The 21,370-nt window shown below is 72.1% G+C and carries 12 protein-coding genes; 7 read left to right on the top strand and 5 right to left on the bottom strand.

The window, feature by feature from the left end:
- The first annotated feature begins 61 nt into the window (after positions 1 to 61).
- Positions 62 to 628, top strand: coding sequence for a hypothetical protein (locus HG543_RS29140; protein WP_169348157.1), 567 nt, complete (start codon positions 62 to 64; stop codon positions 626 to 628).
- Positions 629 to 1,126, top strand: a complete 498-nt coding sequence (locus tag HG543_RS29135) for a hypothetical protein (RefSeq protein ID WP_343073463.1) — start codon at positions 629 to 631, stop codon at positions 1,124 to 1,126. It begins immediately after the preceding gene.
- A gap of 27 nt (positions 1,127 to 1,153) precedes the next feature.
- Here the strand turns inward: HG543_RS29135 and HG543_RS29130 are convergent, their stop codons facing one another.
- Genes HG543_RS29130 through HG543_RS29120 form a run of 3 tightly spaced genes read right to left on the bottom strand, consistent with a single transcriptional unit; the run spans position 1,154 to position 12,930 of the window.
- Positions 1,154 to 5,833 (bottom strand): MupA/Atu3671 family FMN-dependent luciferase-like monooxygenase, encoded by a 4,680-nt coding sequence (locus HG543_RS29130; RefSeq protein ID WP_169348156.1) that lies wholly within the window; start codon positions 5,831 to 5,833, stop codon positions 1,154 to 1,156.
- 54 nt (positions 5,834 to 5,887) lie between these two features.
- Complete coding sequence (locus tag HG543_RS29125) at positions 5,888 to 6,712, bottom strand: alpha/beta fold hydrolase (protein ID WP_343073462.1); 825 nt, start codon at positions 6,710 to 6,712, stop codon at positions 5,888 to 5,890.
- Positions 6,709 to 12,930, bottom strand: a complete 6,222-nt coding sequence (locus tag HG543_RS29120; RefSeq protein ID WP_169348155.1) for a type I polyketide synthase — start codon at positions 12,928 to 12,930, stop codon at positions 6,709 to 6,711. Before HG543_RS29120 ends, HG543_RS29125 begins: the two co-directional genes overlap by 4 nt.
- A gap of 390 nt (positions 12,931 to 13,320) precedes the next feature.
- Here HG543_RS29120 and HG543_RS29115 point away from each other — a divergent pair, with 390 nt between their 5' ends.
- The 4 genes from HG543_RS29115 (at position 13,321) to HG543_RS29100 (ending at position 17,500) form a co-directional block, all read left to right on the top strand.
- Positions 13,321 to 13,674, top strand: a complete 354-nt coding sequence (locus tag HG543_RS29115; RefSeq protein WP_500690503.1) for a TPM domain-containing protein — start codon at positions 13,321 to 13,323, stop codon at positions 13,672 to 13,674.
- 49 nt (positions 13,675 to 13,723) lie between these two features.
- Entirely contained in the window at positions 13,724 to 14,368 is a 645-nt protein-coding gene (locus HG543_RS29110; protein WP_169348153.1) for a DsbA family oxidoreductase, read from the top strand.
- A gap of 140 nt (positions 14,369 to 14,508) precedes the next feature.
- On the top strand, positions 14,509 to 15,690 hold the full coding sequence (locus HG543_RS29105) for an acyltransferase family protein (RefSeq protein ID WP_169348152.1): 1,182 nt from the start codon (positions 14,509 to 14,511) through the stop codon (positions 15,688 to 15,690).
- A 46-nt stretch (positions 15,691 to 15,736) separates the two neighbouring features.
- Positions 15,737 to 17,500, top strand: coding sequence for an ATP-binding protein (locus HG543_RS29100; protein ID WP_246357377.1), 1,764 nt, complete (start codon positions 15,737 to 15,739; stop codon positions 17,498 to 17,500).
- Here HG543_RS29100 and HG543_RS29095 read toward each other — a convergent pair.
- Both HG543_RS29095 and HG543_RS29090 read right to left on the bottom strand, forming a co-directional pair.
- Positions 17,497 to 19,359: a S8 family serine peptidase gene (locus HG543_RS29095; protein ID WP_169348151.1), complete on the bottom strand. Its 1,863-nt coding sequence runs from the start codon at positions 19,357 to 19,359 to the stop codon at positions 17,497 to 17,499. The genes HG543_RS29100 and HG543_RS29095 overlap by 4 nt on opposite strands.
- Before the next feature lie 39 nt (positions 19,360 to 19,398).
- Positions 19,399 to 20,619: an amidohydrolase family protein gene (locus HG543_RS29090; protein ID WP_169348150.1), complete on the bottom strand. Its 1,221-nt coding sequence runs from the start codon at positions 20,617 to 20,619 to the stop codon at positions 19,399 to 19,401.
- A 124-nt stretch (positions 20,620 to 20,743) separates the two neighbouring features.
- Between HG543_RS29090 and HG543_RS29085 the strand changes: the two genes are divergently transcribed.
- Positions 20,744 to 21,256: a hypothetical protein gene (locus HG543_RS29085; RefSeq protein WP_169348149.1), complete on the top strand. Its 513-nt coding sequence runs from the start codon at positions 20,744 to 20,746 to the stop codon at positions 21,254 to 21,256.
- Positions 21,257 to 21,370 lie beyond the last annotated feature (114 nt).

The following is a 21,370-nucleotide window of genomic DNA, read 5'->3' as shown; positions in this document are numbered from 1 at the left end:
TGGTGGCACGTCGGTTGCTCCTTCGTGGAACGAAGGTTCCTTCCACCCCACGGGTTCCGCCATGTCTCCCACCCCTCCCCGCCTGCGCCACTGGGCCGTGCGCCTCACACTGCTGGTGGCCTGCATCGGCACGGTGGCCACGTCCAAGCCCTACTCTCCGCCCGTCACCTCGGAGTACCAGGGGGAGACGCTGCGCCTGACGACCACGGCTCGCACGGCCACGCGTCACATCATCGTCCGCGCCTCCGCGGATTCGGATCTCGACGCCGGTGGGAATGTCTCGGTGCAGTTCACACCGCGATGGCTGTCCACCCGCACCGAGGCCACGAACACGCCCGAGCTGCGCGTGCGCATGCGCTACCCGGAGGAGCCCCTTACGGAGGGCACCACGTACCGCTTCGATGCGCCCCCAGGAGGCCAGGGCAGCGCCTTCTCGAGGGGCGAATCCTTCGGCGGCGACTGCAACCTCGACGACACCTGCGAATGGAACGTGCTCTTCGATATCGAGCTGCTGGGCGACATCGGTGAGGACGTGATGGAGGTGGACTGGAAGGTGACGGCCAGCGTGGAAGCCTGGGACACGGACGAGACGCCCGACGACTTCGCGGTCCACATCTCGGAGCCCTGAGTGAGCGCCGCCGCGCCGCGCCACCCGGAGCCCTTTCCCGGCAGTGGGCTGCTTCACCCGGTGGTGCTCGGCGCGGTGGTGCTGCTCCTCCTCAACGACCACGTCTTCAAGGCCCGCTGGCCGTCGTGGTGGACGGGCAAGCTGTCGGACGTGGCCGGGCTGGCCATGTTCCCCGTGCTGCTCCAGGCGCTCTGGGAGAAGGCCCGCGCGCGCACGGGACGGGAGTTCCACCCCTCCCGCGCGGTGCTGGTGGCCTGCGTGGTGCTGACGGGGCTGTGCTTCTCCGCCATCAAGGTGTCGGCGGACGCGGGGCGCGCCTGGCAGTGGGCGCTGGGCACGCTGCAGTGGCCCGCGCGCGCCGTCTGGGCGCTCCTCACGGGCCACCCGACGCCCCGCGTGGCGCTCGTCGCGCACACGGTGGACGCCACCGACCTCTTCACCCTGCCCGCGCTGCTCGTCGCCCTCGCCGTGGGCTGGCGACGCGCCGGGGACTCCTGACGAAGCCCCCGGCGGCGTACCGCCCGACTACCGCCGGCGGCGCTGCAGGTTGCGCCGGGCCGCCGCGCGAGCCTCGCCGCGGGCGGCGACTTCCTTGAGCGCCTCGTCCTCGCCGCTGTCGCCGGAGATGAAGTTGGAGAGGGCCCGGACGGTGGGGTAGCGGAACAGGTCCACCAGCGTCAGCGGCTTCTCCACCTGCGACTTCAGCTTGTCGAGCACCTGCACCATCAGCAGCGAGTGCCCGCCCAGGTCGGCGAACTTGTCCTCCACGCCCACCTTGTCGAGCTTGAGCACCTCCTGCCAGATGCCGGCGATGAGCGTCTCCGTCTCACTCTCCGGCTTCGTGAAGGCGCCGCGCGCCTGCGCCTGCTCGGGAGGAGGCAGCGCCTTGCGGTCCACCTTCTTGTTGGGCGTCTGCGGGAAGGCGCTCATCGTGACGAACGCCTGCGGCACCATGTACTCGGGCAGCCGCGAGCGCAGGAAGTCGCGCAGCGCGTCCGCCGCGGGCGGCTCGCCCGGCTTCGCGATGAGGTAGGCCACCAGGCGCTTGTCACCCGGCGTGTCCTCGCGCACGACGACCACCGTCTCGCGCACCGACGGGTGCTCGCCGAGCCGGGCCTCGATTTCGCCCAGCTCGATGCGGAAGCCGCGCACCTTCACCTGGTGGTCCAGGCGGCCGATGAACTCCACCACCCCGTCCTGCCGCCAGCGCGCCGCGTCGCCCGTGCGGTACATCCGCGCGCCCGGCTGCGAGGAGAACGGGTCCGCCACGAAGCGCTCCTGGTTCAGCTCGGGGCGCTGGTGGTAGCCACGCACCACGCCCGCGCCGCCGATGTACAGCTCGCCCGTGGCGCCGATGGGCAGCGGCCGCTTCTGCGCGTCCAGCACGTACAGCTGCGTGTTCGCGATGGGCGTGCCGATGGGCACCGAGTCGCCCACGTTCTTCACCACCTGCGTGGAGGACCAGATGGTCGTCTCCGTCGGGCCGTACATGTTGACGACGTCACCGGACACCGTCTCCGACAGCTGCCGCGCCAGCGGAATCGGGAAGGCCTCGCCGCCCACCATCATCTTCTTCAGGCGCTTGAGGCCCTCGCGCGCGCGCTCCTCCGCCAGCAGCATGCTGGCCTGCGACGGCGTGCACTGCAGGTGCGTCACCGGGTGGCGCTCCAGCAGCCCGGGCACGGAGCCGTCCAGCTCGAAGCCGTCATCCACCGGCTTGACGCCCACACTGGCGTTGGCGCGCTTGCGCACCTCGGCCAGCAGCGGCAGGTGCTTCATCACCAGCTCGGTGGGCACGCCGAAGTCCACGAGGCAGGCAATCTCGTCGATATCCAGCCCCTTGAGGCGGTCCACCGTGGCCACGCAGCCGTCCACGCTGCCGAAGAGGCTGGAGGTCTGGAAGTAGCGCTCGAAGGAGAAGTCGAGCAGCGCGTCCATCTCCTCGGCCGACAGGTGGTCGGTGCCGAAGTTGCCGTTGGACAGCGTCGTCTGCGCCTTGAAGGCCGGGAAGCTCCAGGCGGCCTCCTTGATGAGCCCCACGGACGACTTGAGGTAGGCCTTCATCGGGGCGCGGACGACTTCCTTCACCGCCGCCTCGGACTCGCCGACGAAGGTGTGCAGCATCAGCGACACGGTGCCCTTGCCCGGGTGGCCGCACTTGCGCCACGTCTCGCGGTAGAGGGCAACCTTCTGCGCCACCTCCTCCACCGTCTGACCGAGCAGGTGCGTCAGCACGTGGCAGCCGGCGCGCGCGGCCTCCTCGAAGGTCTCCGGGTTGCCCGCGGTGGTGACCCAGATGGGCAGCTCCTTCTGCTTCGGCCGGGGCAGCGTGCGCACCTTCACCATGTTCCCGGAGCCGCCCTTCACCTCCAGCGCCTCGCCGCGCCACAGCTTCCGGACGTCTTCAATCTGCTGGAACATGATGCGCTTGCGGTCCGCGAAGTTCTCCGGACGCAGCGCGAAGTCGTTGGGCTGCCACCCCGCCGCGAACGAGATGCCGACGCGGCCGTGGGAGATGTTGTCCACCACGGACCAGTCCTCGGCGATGCGCAGCGTGGGGTGCAGCGGCGACACGAGGCTGCCCGCGCGCAGCTGGACGTTGCGCGTAATCGCCGCCAGCGCGGCCGAGGTGACGGCCGGGTTGGGGAACAGGCCGCCGAAGGCGTGGAAGTGCCGCTCCGGCGTCCACACGGCGCAGAAGCCGTTCGTGTCCGCGAAGCGCGCGCTCTCCATCAGCAGGTCGTAGCGCCCCTCCGGCCGCTCGCCCTCGTCGCTGGAGAAGTAGAAGAGGCTGAAGTCCATGGCGCGCGAGGCGTGCTGGCCCTCCTGCGCGCTGGCGTGCCGCTCCGAGTGGATGACGACGGTGAAGCCGCGCGTGAGCGTCCAGAGCAGCTCCAGCACGGAGATGTCGAAGTTGAGGCTGGTGACGGCCAGCCACGTGCCGCGCTCCGTGCCCAGGCGCTCGTCCATGCCGACGCCGAAGTTCACGAAGTTGCGGTGTTCAATCATCACGCCCTTGGGCTTGCCGGTGCTGCCCGAGGTGTAGATGACGTACGCGAGGCTGTCCGGCCCGCCCGGAGGCGTCTGGACGTCCGCGGACGCGGCAATCTGCTCCCACGCCGCGTCCACCGCGAGCACGCGCTGCGCGGCCGGGGGCACGCGCCCGAGCAGCCGCTCCTGGGTGAGCACCAGGTGGCAGCCCGCGTCCTCCACCATGAAGGCGATGCGCTCGGCGGGGTACGCCGGGTCCAGCGGCACGTAGCAGCCGCCCGCCTTGTGGGCGGCCAGCACGCCCACCATCATCTCCAGCGAGCGCTCCATGAAGATGCCCACGCGCACGTCACGGCCCACGCCCACGCTCCGCAGGTGGCGGGCGAGCACGTCGCTGCGCTCGTCCAGCTCGCGGTAGGTCAGCGTCTTGCCACGGCAGACGAGCGCGGTGGCGTCCGGGGTGCGCTGCGCCTGCGCCCGGAAGAGGCCGTGGATGGTGGCGTCCTTCGGCAGCTCGCGCCGGGTGTCGTTCCACTGCGTCAGGAGCTTGCGCTCCTCCGCGCCCAGCAGGTCGTGCTCGCCCACCGGCTTCGTGGGGGCCTCCTGGAGCGACGCGAGGAACGCGGCGAGCTGGCGCGACAGCTCGGCGACGCGGCCCTTCTCCACGCGGGTGGCGTCGAAGATGAAGTGCGCCTTCGCGCCGTCCGCGTCCACGGAGACGGTCAGCGCCGCGCCGGGCACGAGGTGGCTCAGCTCGCCTGGAGAGGCGATGCGCAGGGCCACGGGGTAGCCCACCTCGCCGTTGTGGCGCGGCAGGCCGGCCAGCTGCGGCGAGCGGCCCAGCACGTCGCGCGCCATAGCGCCCTTCTCACGCACCTGCGTGAGGCCCTTGCGGAAGGCCGCGGCGGCGGCGGCCGGCGCGTCCTTCATCGGCAGCTCCAGCCGGAGCGGGAGCTGCGACGCGAAGAAGCCCTCCACGCCCTGGATGCGGGCGCGGGTGGAGGCGTCGCTGAAGCCCACGTCGAAGCGGGGCTCGGGGGACAGGCGCGACAGGAAGGCGGCGGCGGTGAAGAGCAGCCGCTCGTCGGCGGGCAAGTCATTGGCCCATGCGGCGGCGATGTCCGCGGCGGCCAGCGTCACCGTGTGCGTGCCCTCCTCCTTCGCGCTGCCGCCCAGGAAGGGCAGGTCCGGCGGCGCGAGCGTCTCCAGGCGGTGGAGGAAGAAGTTCTCCGCCTTGCCGGCGACGGGGCCCACCTCGGAGAGGCGGGCGCGCAGCTCGGCGGAGGCCGGCGGAATCACGTCGCCCACCGCGAGGTTGCGCGAGCCCAGCAGCTCCGCCCACTGCAGCGGCGCGCCGCACTGGCCCTTGGCGCCCTTCAGCACCAGGTCGCCGCCCTGGAAGGCCAGCGTCAGCGCGTCGCCTTCAATCGACACGATGGAGCCCGAGGTGGCGCCGGAGCCGTCCTCCACGCGGCGCGTCTCGGAGATGGCGACGGGCGCGCTGCCCAGCCACAGCTTGGCGAACGCGAGCGGGTTGGGATAGCCGCCGTAGTCCAGCGCCGCCACCAGCGCGCGCGCGTCCTCCACGTCGCCCTCGGTGTCCAGCAGCGCCGCCGCCTCCGGGCGCTGCGCGAGCCCGAAGTAGCTGCGCAGGGAGAAGTCCTGCTCCACGGGCTGCTCGCGGCCCTCCACCAGCTCCGCGGCGAGCTCCGCGAAGGTCTCCATGCCCAGCGTGTAGCAGCGCGCGTTGAGGCTGAAGGCCGTCTCGTTGGGGGCGATGTCGAAGAGGCGCTGCTTGAGGATGCGGCCCTTGTCCGCGCCCGACGTCATCTCGTGCCAGGTGACGCCGTGCTGCGTCTCGCGGTGCAAGAGCGCCCACGAGGTGACGTTGAGGCCGGCGTAGCGCGGCAGCGGGCCGTCATGGAAGTTGATGGCCATGCGGCGGGGCAGCCGCAGCACCTCGTCCTTCACCAGGCTCAGGTTGACGATGCTGAAGAGCCAGTCGAAGGGCGCCTTCGACAGGAAGGGCAGCACCTGCTCACCGGGCGGCACATGCGGGATGGCCTGCTCCTCGGCCCACTTCTGGAGCGAGGGCTCGCGGGTGACGAGCCCCAGCACGCGCACACCACGCTCCATGAGCGCCTGGGCACAGGGAACGACGAGGGTGCCCTCGCCAATGATGAAACAGGAAGGCGATTCACCTGCCGCGCTCATACGGTCCTCCGGTTGCTGGCCACGGCCAGCGCACAGCTCTTGAAAAAGGATGTCCTACAGGCCCAGTCCCGCCCGTGCCTCGGCGAGGGCGGCTGGGTGCTTCAGCAGTTCCGAATGCCCCACCCCCGGGAACGACTGGAAGGACGCGCCCAGTCTGCGGGCAAGCGCCTCTCCGTGGGAAGGGGGTAGAGCCGGGTCCGCCTGCCCATGCAGCACGCGGGCGGGCGGCAGTCCGGTGGTGGCGAGCGACAGGTTGTCGTAGCGGTCCGGCAACCGCACCCGGCCCCAGAGCCCCTTGTCCGTCACGTCCATCAGGGTGAACGGCGCCATGAGGACCAGGCTCCGCGCGGGCGTGCCCTCGCGAGACAGCGCGTGCGCCGCCGCGAGCGCCGCGTGGCTCCCCATGGAGAAGCCCACCAGGGACACGGCGGACGGCCGGTGCGTGGCGACGAGCCACTTCGCCGCGGCCTCGCTCGCCGCGCGCAGCGCCTCCGGTGACGGTTCACCGTGCGAGCCGTCGAAGCCCGGCGGCGCCACCGCGGCGAGACCCAGGCCCCGGCCCGCGTCCAGCGACTCCAGGACGCCCCGCGCCTCCGCCAGGTAGCCCGGGCCGTTGCCGGCGAAGAAGACCACCCAGCGCGTCTCTCCCCCGGAGGGAGGCCGCGCCAGGGCCCGCTGCCGGTACGGCCCCTCGACGTCGCCGAGCGTCCAGCCCCCCGCCGTCAGCCGGGCCTCCGCCCCCTCCGGGAGCGGCGCGCCGTCATAGACGAAGGGCCCGGGCGCCGGCTCCCGCCGTTCCGACCACCGGAGCTTCATGGAGACGACCCCCAGGGCGCCCACGAGGAGCGCCGCGACGACGAGCCAGCGCCCACGATTCACTTGCCGCCCACCCGCTGCGCCTCGTCCAGGGCCTCGCGCAGCAGCCGGCCCAGGATTTGGACGTTGGGGTCCCTCACGAGGCTGTCGTGGTCACCCGGCACCTCGCGGATGCGCAGCGTCGGCACGAGCGGCTCCCAGCCCAGGCTGCCGCCCATGTGCGAGTAGATGGGGCTGACCTCCTGCGCGCGGAACAGCGTCACCGGCCCCGCGAACGGACGCGGGTTGTAGCGGCCCGCCAGCTCCGCGAAGCGCTCGGTGAGGAGCAAATCCCGAAGCTCGATGGGCAGCGCCTCTCCGCGCTGCTCGTACCACTTCAGCTTCAGCCGGTTCACCAGCAGGTTGCCCTTCGTCTCCACCTTCTTGCGCAGCCGGTTCGTCAGGTAGGCCGCGCCCTCGTCGCGCAGACCCTTCAGCCGGTCCTCGAGGGACAGCCGCCGCTCCTTCGTGCTCGGGTGGAAGGTGTCGAGGAAGGCGACGAGGTTCACCTGCTCGCCCATGGCCTTCAGGCGCTGCGCCATCTCGTACGCAACCACGCCGCCGCCGGAGTAGCCGCCGAGCAGGTACGGCCCGTGCGGTCGCACCTGACGGATGCCCTCCAGGTAGATGGAGGCCATCTCCTCGATGCTCTCCGCGGGCGGCAGCTTGCCGTCCACGCCGCGCGCCTGGAGCCCGAAGAAGGGCTGGTCCTTGCCGAGCGTCACCGCCAGGTCGCGGAAGTTGAGGACGTTGCCGCCCGCGCCGTGCACGCAGAAGAAGGGCGTGACGTTGCTGGCCCCCTTCTGGATGGTGACGACGGGCGACCACTCCTTCGCGCGCGGCGCGCTGGCCGGCGTCTCCACCTGCTGCGCCGTGGCGGCCCCGCCCGGAGCGGCGTCCGGGGTGAAGGGGATGCCGGCGGCCTCGCGGACCAGCGCGGCGCACTGCTCCAGCGTGGGCGCCTCGAAGAGGGTGGCCAGCGTCAGGTCCGCCCCCAGCATCTTCTTGATGCGCGCGAACAGGCGCACCGCGACGAGCGAGTGCCCGCCCAGGTCGAAGAAGTTGTCCTTGAGGCCCACCCTCGGCACGCCGAGGAGCTGCTGCCACAGCTCGGCCAGCTTGCGCTCCACGTCGTCGCGCGGAGCGTCCGCCGCCGCCTGGGCCCCCGCCGCGCCCTGCTGCTGCGCGGGCGCGGAGGCCGCGGGCTTCTCCTCCTGCTTCGGGCGCATGCGCGTGGCCAGCCCGTGCAGGTCCATGGAGCTGACGAAGAGCGCGTTCGTCCCGGTGAGGGCCAGCGCGCGCAAGAAGGCCTCCTGGCCCTCCGCCGGCTTGATGCCCAACGGCAGCCACGACTCCAGCAGCGAGCCCTTCTTCTGGGGCGAGCGGCCGAAGCGCTTCGCCTCCACGGCGGCCACGAGGTAGCCCTCGATGGCGCAGAACACGCGGCCGTCGGTGTCACAGAGGGTGACGTCGAGCAGCGCCCCGCGGCCCTCCTCCTGGCGCACGCGCACGTGGCTCAGCGCCACCTCGGGCCAGGGGCCCCACACGCGCAGGTGCCGGTAGGAGACGGGCACGTGCAGCTTGCCCGGCTGACCCGCGTCCGGCAGCAGCGAGAATGCGAAGCCGGAGGCGATGTCCAGCAGCCCCGGCGGCAGCCCGTACGTGCCCAGGTCCTCGCGGAAGGCGCGCGGCAGCTCGAAGCGGCCCAGCGCCTCGGCCGAGCCGAAGCCCGCCGAGCGCAGCACCTTCCAGCGCGGCCCGAAGGCGATGAGCGCGTCCTGCGGCAGGGCCTGCTCTCCCTCGCCGAAGGTGAGCGGCCGGCCCGCGCAGCGCGCCTGCGTCGCCGCCACGTCCAGCGTCGCGGGAGGCGTGCCCGCCGCGGCACCCAGGCGCGCGGTGGCGTGCTCCGCCCAGGCGCTGCCCGCCGCGCGGCTCGCCACGCGGAAGGCGAAGCCGTCGCCGTCCGGCGTCAGCGATACCTCCACCTCGCGCACCTCGCCGTCCGGCACCTCCAGCGGCGCCACGAACGAGAGGTTGGACACCTCCAGCGGGATATTGGGCCGCGCCACCGCCCAGGCCGCGCGGGCCAGCTCCACGTAGCCCGTGCCCGGGAGGACGGGACCGCCGCCGCGCATGCGGTGCTCGTCCAGCACCCACAGGGCCTTCGCGTCGTAGATGGCGCGGAAGACGTGCTGGCCCGCGGGCGCGTCCACGCGCCGCTGGAGCAGCGGATGGGCCACCGGCTCACCCGGAGGCAGCTGCGGCGCCACCTGCGCCGCGGCCATGCCCACCTCCTGCCAGACGCCCCACCCCAGCGCGAGCGCGCGCTTCGCGGTGCCCGAGGTCTCCAGCCGCCGCGCCTGCGCCAGCAGGAACGCGTTGGCCGCGACGTAGTCCACCTGCCCCGGAGGCCCGAGGTACGCGCTCGTCGAGGAGAAGCTGACGAAGAAGTCGAGCTGCGTGCCCTTCAGCGCCTCCTCCAGCGCGAGCGCGCCGAGCGCCTTGGGCGCCAGCACGCGCAGCGCCGAGTCGCGCGTCTTCGCCTCCAGGGGCCCGTCCTCCAGCGCGCCGGCCGCGTGCACCACGCCGTGCAGCGCGCCGAAGCGGGCCTTCACCTCGGCGATGGCCGCCTTCAGCTGGCCCGCGTCGGACGTGTCCGCCTTGAGCAGCAGCACCTGCGCGCCCAGCCCCTCCAGCGTGCGCTGGAGCTCCGCGTGGGACGCACTGGCCGCCGAGCGAGACACCAGCGCCAGCCGCGCCTTCGCCTTGCGCGCGAACAGCTCCGACAGCGTGCGGCCGATGCCGCCCAGGCCGCCGGTGATGAGGTACACGCCCTGCTCGCGCAGCGGCGTCGGGGCCTCCTGGAGGGCGGCGCGCTCCAGCACCTGCACGTGACGGCGGCCGCCGCGCAGCGCCACCGGCGCCTCCACGTCGGGACGCAGCAGCTCGTCCGCCAGCTCGCGCGCCTGCGTGGCCGGGGCCGCGCCGGGCTCCAGCTCCACCACGCGCGCCGACAGCTCGGGCAGCTCCTTCGGGCCCACCAGCACCGGGCCCAGGGCGAGCGACTGCTCCGGCGCGCCCCCGCGCATCACCCGCGCGTAGCGCAGGCCCCTGGGCAGCGACTCGGCCGTCAGCGACTGGATGAGCGCGAGCGGCGCCAGGAAGTTGCGCGACACCGCGCGCTCCCAGCCACCCTCGGCCGTTTCCGCGGCGGCCAGGTCCACCAGCCGCGTGGGCACGCGGCCCTCGGAGCCCTGCGCGTCCCAGAGCGCCTCCCAGTCCTCGCGCGCGTCGGGGCGCACGGTGAAGACGCCGTCCGGCCGGCGGCCGAAGGCGTCACCGGGCACCACGCGCAGCACCTGCGCGCCCCGGGCCGTCAGCTCGCGGGCCAGCTCGTCGGAGAGCGGCTCCTCCGGCGCGGCCAGCAGCCAGCGCTCGTTGGCGGCAATCGCCTCCGGCTGGGGACCCGGCTGCTCGCGGAAGTGCGGCGCGTAGCCCCAGCGAGACACGTCCTCCTCGCGCACCAGCGGGCGCTCGCCCTCGCGGCGGGCCATGAAGCTGCCCGCGCCCGGCTCCACCCAGTGGCGCTCCCGCTCGAAGGCATACGTGGGCAGCGCCACGCGGCGCCGCTTCTGGCCCTGGAAGAGGGCCGCGACGTCCAGATTGACTCCCGCCGCCCACAGCCGGCCCAGCGCGAGCTGGAAGAAGGCCAGGTCGGGGACGGTGTCGTTGGGGTGCCGCAGCGACGGCACGAGCTGCTCGGCCTGGGGCTTCTCGTCCTGCGCGCGCAAGAGCGAGATGAGCGTCTGGCCGGGGCCGACCTCCAGGTACACGCGCGACTTGTCCGCCAGCAGCACGCCCGCGCCTTCCGCGAAGCGCACCGGCTGGCGCAGGTGGCGCACCCAGTAGTCGGGCGACGTGGCTTCCTCGGGGGTAATCCACGTGCCGGTGACGTTGGACACCCACGGCGCCGTGGGCGCCGAGAAGCGCACCTTGGCGAGGTACTCGCGGAAGGCGCCGAGGATGGGCTCCAGCATGCGCGAGTGCGCGGCCACGCGGATGTGCAGGCGCCGGGCCTCCACCTCGCGCGCCTTGAGCTGCTCCGCCAGCGCGTCGATGGCGGCCACCTCGCCGGACACGAGGCACAGGCCGGGCGCGTTGTGCGCGCCCAGATCCAGCCCGGGCCCGAGCAGCGGCTTCAGCTCCGCCTCCGGCAGCTCCACGCTCAGCATGGCGCCCGGGGGCAGCTGGTCGAACAGCCGGCCGCGGCAGGCGACGATGCCCAGCGCGTCCTTCACCGACAGCACGCCCAGAATCTGGGCGCACGCGTACTCGCCCATGCTGTGGCCCATGCAGGCCGCGGGCGTCAGGCCGCGCGACTTCCACAGCGCCGCCAGCGACAGCTCCACCGACAAGAGCGCGGGCAGCGCGTACGTGGCCTGCTCCAGCTGCGAGCGGGCCTCGGCCTCCTTGCCGGCCTCGGGGAACAGCAGCGGGCGCAGCTTCAGGGACTCGTGCTGCTCCAGCAGCGTGAGGCACTCGTCGAGCGAGCGGCGGAACACCGGCTCCTGCTCGTACAGGCCCTTCGCCATGCCCGGGTACTGCGCGCCGCCGCCGGGGAAGAGGAACACCACGGAGCGGTTCTCCGCCTCCGTCTTCGCCTGGGCGGTGCGGCTCGCTTCGGGCGTCTCCAGGAGGCGGATGGCCTCCTCGCGCGAGGACGCCACCACCGCGCGGCGGTTCGAGAAGCGGCGGCGGCCGGCCAGCAGGGTGAACGACACGTCACCCAGGTTGGGAGCGGTGTCCTCGCCCAGCCGCTGCGCGAGCCGGCGGCAGGCCCGCTCCAGCGCGGCGGGCGTGCGGGCGGACAGCCAGAGCGTCTCGAAGGGACGCGCGGCGGAGGTGGGCGGCTGCGCCGGGGCCTCCTCCAGGATGACGTGCGCGTTGGTGCCGCCCACGCCCAGCGAGTTCACCGCCGCGCGGCGCGGGCGCCCCGCCTTCGCCGTCCAGTCGCGCAGCGAGGCGTTCACCACGAAGGGCGTGCGGGCGAAGTCGATCTGCGGGTTGGGCTTCTCGTAGTTGAGGCTGGGCGCCATCTGCCGGTGCTTCAGCATCTGGACGACCTTGATGAAGCTCGCCACGCCCGCGGCGGTGTCCAGGTGGCCGATGTTCGTCTTCACCGAGCCGATGCGGCAGAACCCGCTCTTCTGCGTCTGGGTGCGGAAGGCCTGGGTGAGGGCGGTGATTTCAATCGGGTCGCCCACCGGCGTGCCGGTGCCGTGGCACTCGATGTAGTCGATGCTGTCCGCGGTGACGCCGGAGACGTTGAGCGCCTCCACGACGGCATCCGCCTGCCCGTCCACGGACGGCGCCAGGTAGCCCACCTTGCGCGCGCCGTCGTTGTTCACCGCGCTGCCCTTCACCACCGCGTAGATGGTGTCGCCGTCGGCCAGCGCGTCCTCCAGCCGGCGCAGCGCCACCACGCCCGCGCCACTGCCGAACAGCGTCCCCTGCGAGCGGTGGTCGAACGCGCGGCAGTGCCCGTCCGGAGAGAGGATTTCCCCCTCCTGGTACAGGTAGCCCCGGTAGTGCGGCAGCTCCAGCGTGACGCCGCCCGCGAGGGCCAGATCACACTCGCGCGCCAGCAGGCTCTGCACCGCCGAGTGGATGGCCACCAGCGACGTGGAGCACGCCGTCTGCACGTTGAGGCTGGGCCCGCGCAGGTCCAGGCAGTACGACACGCGCGTGGTGAGGAAGTCCTTGTCGTTGCCCGTGTGGCGCACGAGGAACAGACCCACCTGCTCCATCAACTGGGGGTTGGTGAAGAGGTTGTAAGGCATGTACGCGTTCATGCCGGAGCCGCCGAACACGCCGATGGGGCCCTTGAAGGACTCGGGCGGGTGGCCGCAGTGCTCCAGCGCCTCCCAGCACACCTCCAGGAAGTGCCGGTGCTGGGGGTCCATGATGGACGCCTCGCGCGGGCTGAAGCCGAAGAAGCCCGCGTCGAAGTCCTCCAGCCCCTCGTACACCATCCCCGCCTTGACGTAGTTGGGGTCCCGCAGCAGGGCCGGGTCCACGCCCGCGCTCAACAGCTGCGCGTCGGTGAACCAGGTGACCGAGCCCACGCCGTCGCGAACGCGACGCCAGAAGGTGTCCACATCCCGCGCTCCGGGCAGTCGCGCGGCCATCCCCACCACCGCGATGTCTGGAGAATCCGAAAGCCCCTCAACTTCGTCCGTCATGGCAGTAACTCTCTAGCGCCTTTAGGGGAGTTCGCTCCAATACACCTGCAAGTGGGTCGCTTTGAACCCGGCAGCGGAGCCCCGGGCCCCCTGCCTGCCCACCAGGTGATTGTTCGTCCGCGCCCCCCAGGCGGTTTAGGACAAGACGAACAACGTCGGATTTCTTGGCGAGTCCTGGCCCTTCCCTCTGAACCAGCCGTGGGCCGACGGTTGCGTCCTGCGCCACCGTCATCTCATTTCCGGTGTCCTTTCGCCAAGTGGTTGCAAGAAAGCCGCGAGCCTATGAAAGCCTGCCAGCCTGCACTTCGAGTGTGGTCCCTGTAGCAGCCGGTACGCGGGGGTCTCGTGCGCCCCCGCTCCAGGCCGGGCGCGTCCTCTCGCCGCCACCCGATGAGCGCCGGGGCGAACACCTGCCGTATCGTCCCACGCATGCTCGGGTCGTGGTTTCGCCCCAGGCGGGCGCTGTGCGCTGAGCAGGAGGCGCGGCTGGTGGAGGCCCTCCGCCGCGCGGAGCCGGAGCACCGGGGAGAGGTGCTCGTCCACATCGAGCGGCGCTGCCGCGAGGTGGATGCGCTGACGCGCGCCGCGCGGCTCTTCGAGGAGCTCGGCATGCGGGAGACGGGCGCGGACACGAGGTGGACACCGGGTGATGACGCCGAGCGCCATGGCCGGGGCGCCCGTGCATGGAGGGAGGACGGGCGGGCCGGCTCGGGCGGCGGCGGGCCGGGGAGATGCGTAGTTTGAGCGGGTGCCCGGCGCCATCTTCCGTCCGGGCAGTCGAGGAGCGTCCCGCATGTCCACTTCCGGCGCCTCGGTTCGCGTCGATGTCTGGAGCGACTACGTCTGTCCCTTCTGCTACCTGGAGCTGCCGGTGCTGGACCGGCTCCAGGCGGAGTTCGGACGGGAGCTGGAGGTCCACTGGCGCGCATACGAGCTGCGCCCGGCGCCGGTGCCCACGCTGGACCCGGCGGGCGAATACCTGCGGACCACCTGGGCTCGCGCCGTCTATCCGATGGCCGAGCAGCGGGGCATGACGCTCAAGCTGCCGCCCGTGCAGCCGCGCAGCCGGCTTGCCCTGGAAGCAGCCGAGTTCGCCAAGGACGCGGGCGTCTTCCCCGCCTTCCACCAGGGCGTCTTCCGCGCCTTCTTCGAGGAGGGACGGGACATCGGCGACCTGCGTGTCCTGGGGGACATCGCCGAGGCGAGCGGACTGGACCGCCAGGCGCTCCTGGGCGCGCTCAAGAGTGGGAGCTACACCGGGCGCGTCGTGTTCGACCAGGAGGCCGCGCAGCGGCTGGGCATCCGCGGCGTGCCGGCCCTGCGCATCGTGGGGGCCGACGGCCACGTGGTGCAGTTGAGCGGGGCCCTCCCCGAGGAGCAGGTGCGCGAGGCCATTGCCCGCGCGCGGTCCGAAGCGTCGCACGCCATGGCGCCCTGACGGGCCCGCCTCCTCCACGCCCGGGGCCTTCGCATCGCCCCGCGCGGCCACCCGGGACGGCGCCCGCCCTCCCGCTCCACGGCCTGACGGAGCGCGAGCGACCCTGACACGCCCGGGCGGCGAGTACGCTGCGCCTCCGGATGTCTCCCGCCGCGCCCCTTCCCCACGCTTCCGTCCACCACGCGCCCGGGCTGGACACCCTCCGGGTGCTCGCCATCGCGCTGGTGTTCGTCTTCCACTACCCGGGCGACGGCGCGCCGGAGTGGTTCGCGTCCATCGCGCGCTTCGGCTGGACGGGCGTGGACCTCTTCTTCGTCCTCAGCGGGTTCCTCGTCAGCCGGCAATTGCTGGCACCCCTGGCGGCCGGCGAGCGCCCGGACCTGCGCGCCTTCTGCCTGCGCCGCTTCCTGCGCGTGCTCCCCGCCTACTGGGGAGTGCTCGCCGTCTACGCCCTCCTCCCGTCCGTGCGCGAGCGCCCGGACATGCCGCCCCTCTGGAGCTACCTCACCTTCACGCAGAACTTCGGCCTGGAGGGCGGCGCGTTCTCCCACGCCTGGTCCCTGTGCATCGAGGAGCACTTCTACGTCGCGCTGCCGCTGCTCGTGCTCGCGCTCTCGGGGCGCGTGCGTTGGCGGGGAGTGGTGGCCCTCGTGCTCGGCATCATCGCCCTGGGCGTCGTGGTGCGGATGTCGCTCTGGTGGGCGCACCTCGAAGCGCCTCCGCCGGGCGCGTCTCTGGGTCGGCTCTACCGGCGGTACATCTACTACCCGACGTGGGGCCACCTGGACGGCCTGCTCGCGGGTGGGGTGCTCGCGCTCGTGGCGACCTTCCGCCCCGCCGTGTGGGGCCGCTGGCTCCGCGCGCCCCTCGGCGCCGCGCTCCTCGCGACGGCGTGTCTCCTGCTCGCGGGGCCGCTGTGCATCGACAACAAGTCGCTGCTCTCCTCCGCGGTCGCATTCCCGCTGCTGTCGCTCGGCTTCGCGGCGCTCGTCGTGCTCGCCCTCACCGGCGCGGGTGCCCGCACTCTCGGGAGGATGCCCGGCGCGCGCTGGCTCGCGAGCGTGACGTACTGCGTGTACCTCTCGCACAAGCTCGTGCTCCACGCCGTGCACCGGGCGCTGGAGCCGCACGGCCTTGGCGCCCACCACCCCATCACCGTGCTCGCGTCCGTGGCTTGCGTGCTCGCCGCCGCCGCGCTCCTGCACGTCACGGTGGAGCGCCCCTTCCTCCGCCTGCGCGAGCGCTGGGTCCGTCCTGTCCCGGGCGGAGGCGGGCTCCCCCATGCATTGCCTGTAGGGCCCGGCGCCTGGCGGGGGAATTGACAGCGCTCCGGGTGTCGTTGAGCCTGCCCGGAGCCACGAGTCCACCATGCCGATGCTCGTCTACAACCTGGGGCAGCCCAACGAAGTGGTCTTCCCCTTCGGGACGGAGCCCGTCACCATCGGCAGGGCCGACACGCAGCCCATCTGCATCCCCCACCCCAGCCTGTCACGCCAGCACGCGCTCATCGAGTACACGGATGGGCGCTTCTACGTGGTGGACCTGCAGAGCAAGAACGGCACCTTCGTGAACGGCACGCAGGTGCGCCGCCAGGAATTGCGCTTCGGGGACACGCTCCGCCTGGGCGACCTGCACTTCCTCTTCATGGACAACAGCCCCGCCGTCCTGGCCCAGGAGGCCAGCGTGGACGGCACGGGCTCCGTGGCCCCGCTGCGGCCCCAGGTCGTCCGCGCCGTCACCCGCGTGCCCCTCCAGGAGCTGGTGCGGGACGCGCCCTCCGGCGAGGGCCCCCCGAGCGCCTCCGAGACGCGCACGCGCGACAAGCTGCGCATCCTGCTGGAGGTGGCGAAGCTCTTCTCCGCCTCCGACAACATCGACGTGGTGCTGGGCCAGATTCTCGACCTCGCCTTCCAGATCCTCCACGTGGACCGCGGCGCCGTGCTGCTCGTCAACGAGGCCACGGGCGAATTGGAGCCCCGCGTCGTCAAGACGGCCCAGGGCACCCCCGTCCACGGTCAAATCTATAGCCAGAACATCGTCGAGTACGTCATGCGCCAGAGCGTGGCGGCGCTCTTCTCGGACGCCACGCAGGACCCGCGCCTCGACGACGCGCAGTCCGTCATCATCCACCGCATCCGCGCGTCCATGTGCGTCCCGCTCAAGCCCAAGGACGACATCATCGGCGTGCTGTACGTGGACAACCTGTCGCTGCCCAACCGCTACTCGGAGGAGGACCTGGAGTTCCTGGTGGCCTTCGCCAGCCAGGCGGCGCTCGCGCTGGAGAACGCGGCCCTCTACCGGCGCATCGAGCGCGAGACGGTGGAGCGGATGCAGCTCACCATGGACGCCAAGCTGGCCTCGCTGGCGGCGCTGGTGGGCGGGCTGGCGCACGAGCTGCGCAACCCCCTCAACTTCATCAACAACTTCGCCCGGCTGTCGGTGGCGCGCGTCGGCGAGGTGGCGGAGCTGCTGGAGCCCCAGCGCTCGGCGCTGCCGGCCGAGACGGTGGAGGACCTGGACGACGCGCTCTCCAGCCTCCGCGAGACGACGACGAAAATCCAGGAGCATGGCCAGCGCGCCGACTCGCTCATCCACGGCATGCTGCTGCACGCGCGCAGGCCCGCGGGCGTCCGCGAGGAGAGGGACTTGAACGCGGTGGTGGCGGAGAGCCTCAACCTCGGGCAGGGCGGCGCGCGGGGCCAGCCGCTCGAGGTGGTGGTGGAGGCGGAGTACGAGCCGGAGCTGGGCCGCGTGGAGATGGTGGCCGCGGACCTGTCGCGGGTGTTCATCAACGTGGTGGACAACGCCGTCTACGCCATGCGGCAGAAGCGCCAGCAGCGCGGCCCCGCGTACACGCCCACGCTGCGCATCCGCACCCTGAGCCGCGGCCCGCAGGTGGAGGTGCGCATCCGCGACAACGGGCCGGGGATTCCCCGGGAGCTGGCGGACAAGATTTTCGAGCCGTTCTTCACCACCAAGCCCCCGGGCCAGGGCACGGGGCTGGGGCTGTCGCTGAGCCACGAAATCGTGGTGCAGGGCCACCAGGGGTCGTTCCGCATGGAGTCGACCCCTGGCGAGTTCGCCGAGTTCATCATCACCCTGCCCCGGCGCGCGCGGCCCGGACCGCGCTAGGCCCGCTTCCGGCGTGCCGGCGTCCGGCGCCCGGCCACCACCTCGCCGGCCGCCGCGCGCCGCTGGGCGGCCTTCACGGGCCACGCGCCCAGGGCCGCGGCGAGCTTCTTCCCGTCCGGCGAGCCCAGCCCGGTGCACGGGTTCCACCGCCGCTCCGGGTGGGCCTGGAAGCCGCCGTTGTTGCCCTGGTGGATGGGCCGGCACACCTTCGTGCCGTCCTCGAGGACGAGCCGGTACAGGTGCGGGTTGAGCCACCCGACGCGGGTGCCGGGCCCGTGGTTGGCCTCCAGGCCCTCGTTCACCAGCGCCAGCAACGCCGCCCACATGGGGGCCGCGGCGCTGGTGCCACCCATGGTGTTCCACCGCCCCTGGAAGATGAAGTCGTAGCCCGTCATCCAGTCCGCGCTGGCGGACACGTCCGGCGTGCCGCGCCCGGGGAACGTCTCCACCCGCTGCAGCTCGCCGATGAACCAGTAGCAGTCCACCAGCGGCGGCACGTGCGCCTTCGCCTGGTACAGCGGGCGCTCGTAGAAGCGGCTGATGCCGCCGCCCGTCGCCATGGGGTACGGGAAGGCGCTGTCGCCGTTCGGCGTGTTCAGGAACAGCATCGGCCGGGTCAGCGAGTTCCAGACGACCTCCGAGTGGATGTCGCCGTCCTTCACCTGCAGCGTCGTCCCGCCACAGGCCAGCACGTACGGGCTGCTGGCGGGGAAGTTGGCCGCGGGAACGGCCGTGGGCCGGCCGTCGGGGTAGCCGATGGGCGTGAGCGCGCCGCTGTCTCCGCTCGACATGCACACCGAGATGCCCCTCCACGACGCCAGGGCGAGCAGCTCGTCGAAGATGTCGGCCTCGAGCTGCGTCGGCCCCTGGCCGACGATTTCGGGGAAGGACCAGCTCATCGACAGGACGGACGGCTTGTTCACCTCGTCGAAGAGGGCCATGCACAGCGCGACGAGGATGCCGTTCACGCTGACGTCATGCGAGTTGTAGACGGCGATGCGCGCGCGGGGGCACACCGCGCCCACCAGGGCGATGTCGAACGTCACCTCCACGTTGAAGCGGCCGCGGCCCCGGACGTTCTCCCCGACGTAGACAATCTCCGGGTACGGCAGCTTCAGCGCCTGGAAGTACTGCTTCAGGTCCTCCTCGATGGCCGCCCCTCCGAGCTGGAGGAGCCCCACGCACTGCCCCTCGCCCTTCAGCTCCGGGTAGCCATAGAAGCGCGCGACGTCGGGCGCGACGTGCCCCTTGGGGACCAGCAACTCCTTGAGGTACGGGTCCTTCGCCACCGTCTTCGGCAGGGGCTCCTTGCCGCTGCGCATGAAGGCCGAGGGGCGGGACAGCTCCCGGTCGTCCAGGCCGAAAATCCAGCGCACCCGCCCGGCCAGCTCGGGGGGGACGGACGCCTCGACGAAGTCACCGGCGGCGCCCGGGGGCATGAAGGCCTCGGCCACCTTCTCCGGGTCGCCGCTCACCACCACGAGGCCCGCAGCGGGGAACACCCGCTCGATGTCGAGCCCCTTCCGCACGACGTACGCCTCCACCGCCTCGAGGTCCTCCTTCGAGGCCCCGAACTCCCTCAGCGCCTCCGCGTCCAGGTGCTTGCGCCGGGCGGGCGGCAGCTTCGCAAGGGGGGCCGTGGAGGGCACGTCCTTCTGACGCCGCAGCGCCAGGGTGACGGTGATGGGAGCGGAGGCCTCGTTCGTGTCCGGCCGCGGAGCGGTGACCGGCGGCTTCGAGGGCCGCAGCTTCTCCAAAGCCTGCCGCAGGCGTGGCTGGAGGCGGAGCTTCGCCGCCTGGGAGATGATGGGGTGCTGCGTGAGGCGGCGGCGTGGTGGGGTGCGGGGCTTGTTCTTCACGGAAGGCTCGCTGTCTGGCGTTGCTTCGGGGAGACGTGCCTAGCCGCGCACGCCATAGAACCGGCATCCATTGTCCCAGAGAATCTTACCGGCCACCCGTGAACCCAATCGCTCGACCAGCAGGGAGGCGTCTTCCTGGATGTGCGGCGGGTGGTCCAGGTGGGGGAAGTCGGAGGCGTACATCACGCAGTCCTCGCCGACCCGGTCGATGACCTGCTCGATGCCCGGCTCCGAGGGCTCGCAGGTGATGAAGCACTGCCGGGCGAAGTACTCCGAGGGCTTGAGCCGCACGTGCTCCGGCACCGTCCAGCCGTCCTTCGCGTGGGCGTCATCCAGCCGCCAGAGCCAGAAGGGCAGCCAGCCACACCCACCCTCCAGCAGTCCCACCCGCAGGCGCGGGTGCCTTTCGAGCACACCGCCCTCCAGCAACGTCAGCAGCGCGAACGTCAGCTGCATCGGATTGGCGGCGGCGTGGATGCCGAACTGCGTATGGACATACCCCGTCCCGGCGTCGGGCAGGCGGATGTGCGCGCCGCCGTGAAGGCCCACCGCGATGCCCAGCTCCTCGCACCGCGTCCAGAAAGGCTCGTAGGCGGGGTCGCTCAGCAGCCGCCCCTTCACCTTCTGGGAGTGCACCATCACCCCCTTCCAGCCCCACCCCGCGATGCGCTCCACCTCACGCACCATGGCGGCCGGGTCATGGCGGCACAGCGCGCCCACGCCGTGGAGGAAGCCCGGGTCCGCCGCGCAGAAGCCGCGCAGCCAGTCGTTGTAGGCGCGCATCAGGGCCACCGCGAAGGCCGGCTCCATGGAGTCCACACCCAGCAGCAGGAGGAATACGGTGGGGTAGAAGAAGGCCCGCTCGACGCCCATGCCCCGCATCGCCTCGACGAAGGAGGCGCCGTCGAATCCCGAGCGGATGAGCGGCAGGTAGCGGGTGAAGGCGCCCGCCGCGAGCGGCTGCCAGACCCGTCGCGCCACCTCCGGCAGCAGCGGCTCGCCGTCCACCTCCAGGAACTGGAGGCCGGGCTCGGCCCGGGCGATGGCCTCCTCCACCTCGTCCACGTCCAGCCCTTCCCGCTCGCACGCGAGGACGAGGCGCGCCCGCCACTCCACCTCCTCCCCCCACGTGCGCGGGCGGGACTCGGGGGCCCGCAGCCGCATCCGCTCGCGGTACCCGCGCGGCAGGGAGCGGGTCCACACGTGGGCCGGCTCCACCACGTGCGCGTCGACATCCAGGATTCTCGGTCGCTTCGCCATGAGCGCCGTCGTTCTACTCCATCACCGTGAGCCACGACCGTGCCGGGCGCGATGTGACATTCCGTGCTTCATTGCGATGAGCGATGAGCCGCTGTTAGCATCCGCCGCCCTCGAAGGAGTGGAGATGGCCACCAAGAAGAGCAGCCGTAGCGCAGCCCCCGCGGTGAAGGCTCGCAAGACTCCCGCCACCAAGAAGTCCTCCGTCCGCGGCAAGACTCCGGCCCGCAAGGCGCCCGCGCGCAAGGCCCCGGTCCGCAAGGCCCCGGTCCGCAAGGCTCCGGCGCGCAAGGCCGCGGCCCGTGGGAGCCGGAAGGGCGGCGGTCAGTTGGGAACCCAGCTCGGTCGCGACATGGACACCGCTTGGATGAAGACCTGGCCGCGCATCGTCGCCCGCGCGTGGAGCGACCCGTCCTTCATGGACAGGCTCAAGAGCGCGCCGGCGGACGTCTTCAAGGAGTTCGGCCTGCCGCTGCTCCCCGACTTCGAGTACGCCGTCCAGTCGGGCACGGGCCGGCCCCTGGTGACGCTCAGCGTTCCTCCCAAGCCCACCGGCGCCGGGAATGAGAACGTGGGCGACATCGTCCACGAGGACGGGCGCGCGCGGCCGAAGAGCTGCACCAACACCTGCGGCTTCTGAAGCACGTTGTTCGCGTGAAGCGCCCACCCGCCGCGCTGGAGGTCCCCGCCTTCAAGGCGCACCTGCGGGTGGACGCCATCCCACCGGATGGCGTCCTGCTCGACGGGGAGGGAG

It is taken from the genome of Pyxidicoccus fallax (assembly GCF_012933655.1).
GTDB lineage: Bacteria > Myxococcota > Myxococcia > Myxococcales > Myxococcaceae > Myxococcus > Myxococcus fallax.
Note: the sequence above shows the minus strand (reverse complement) of the source record. Positions and strands in the feature narration are given on the sequence as shown.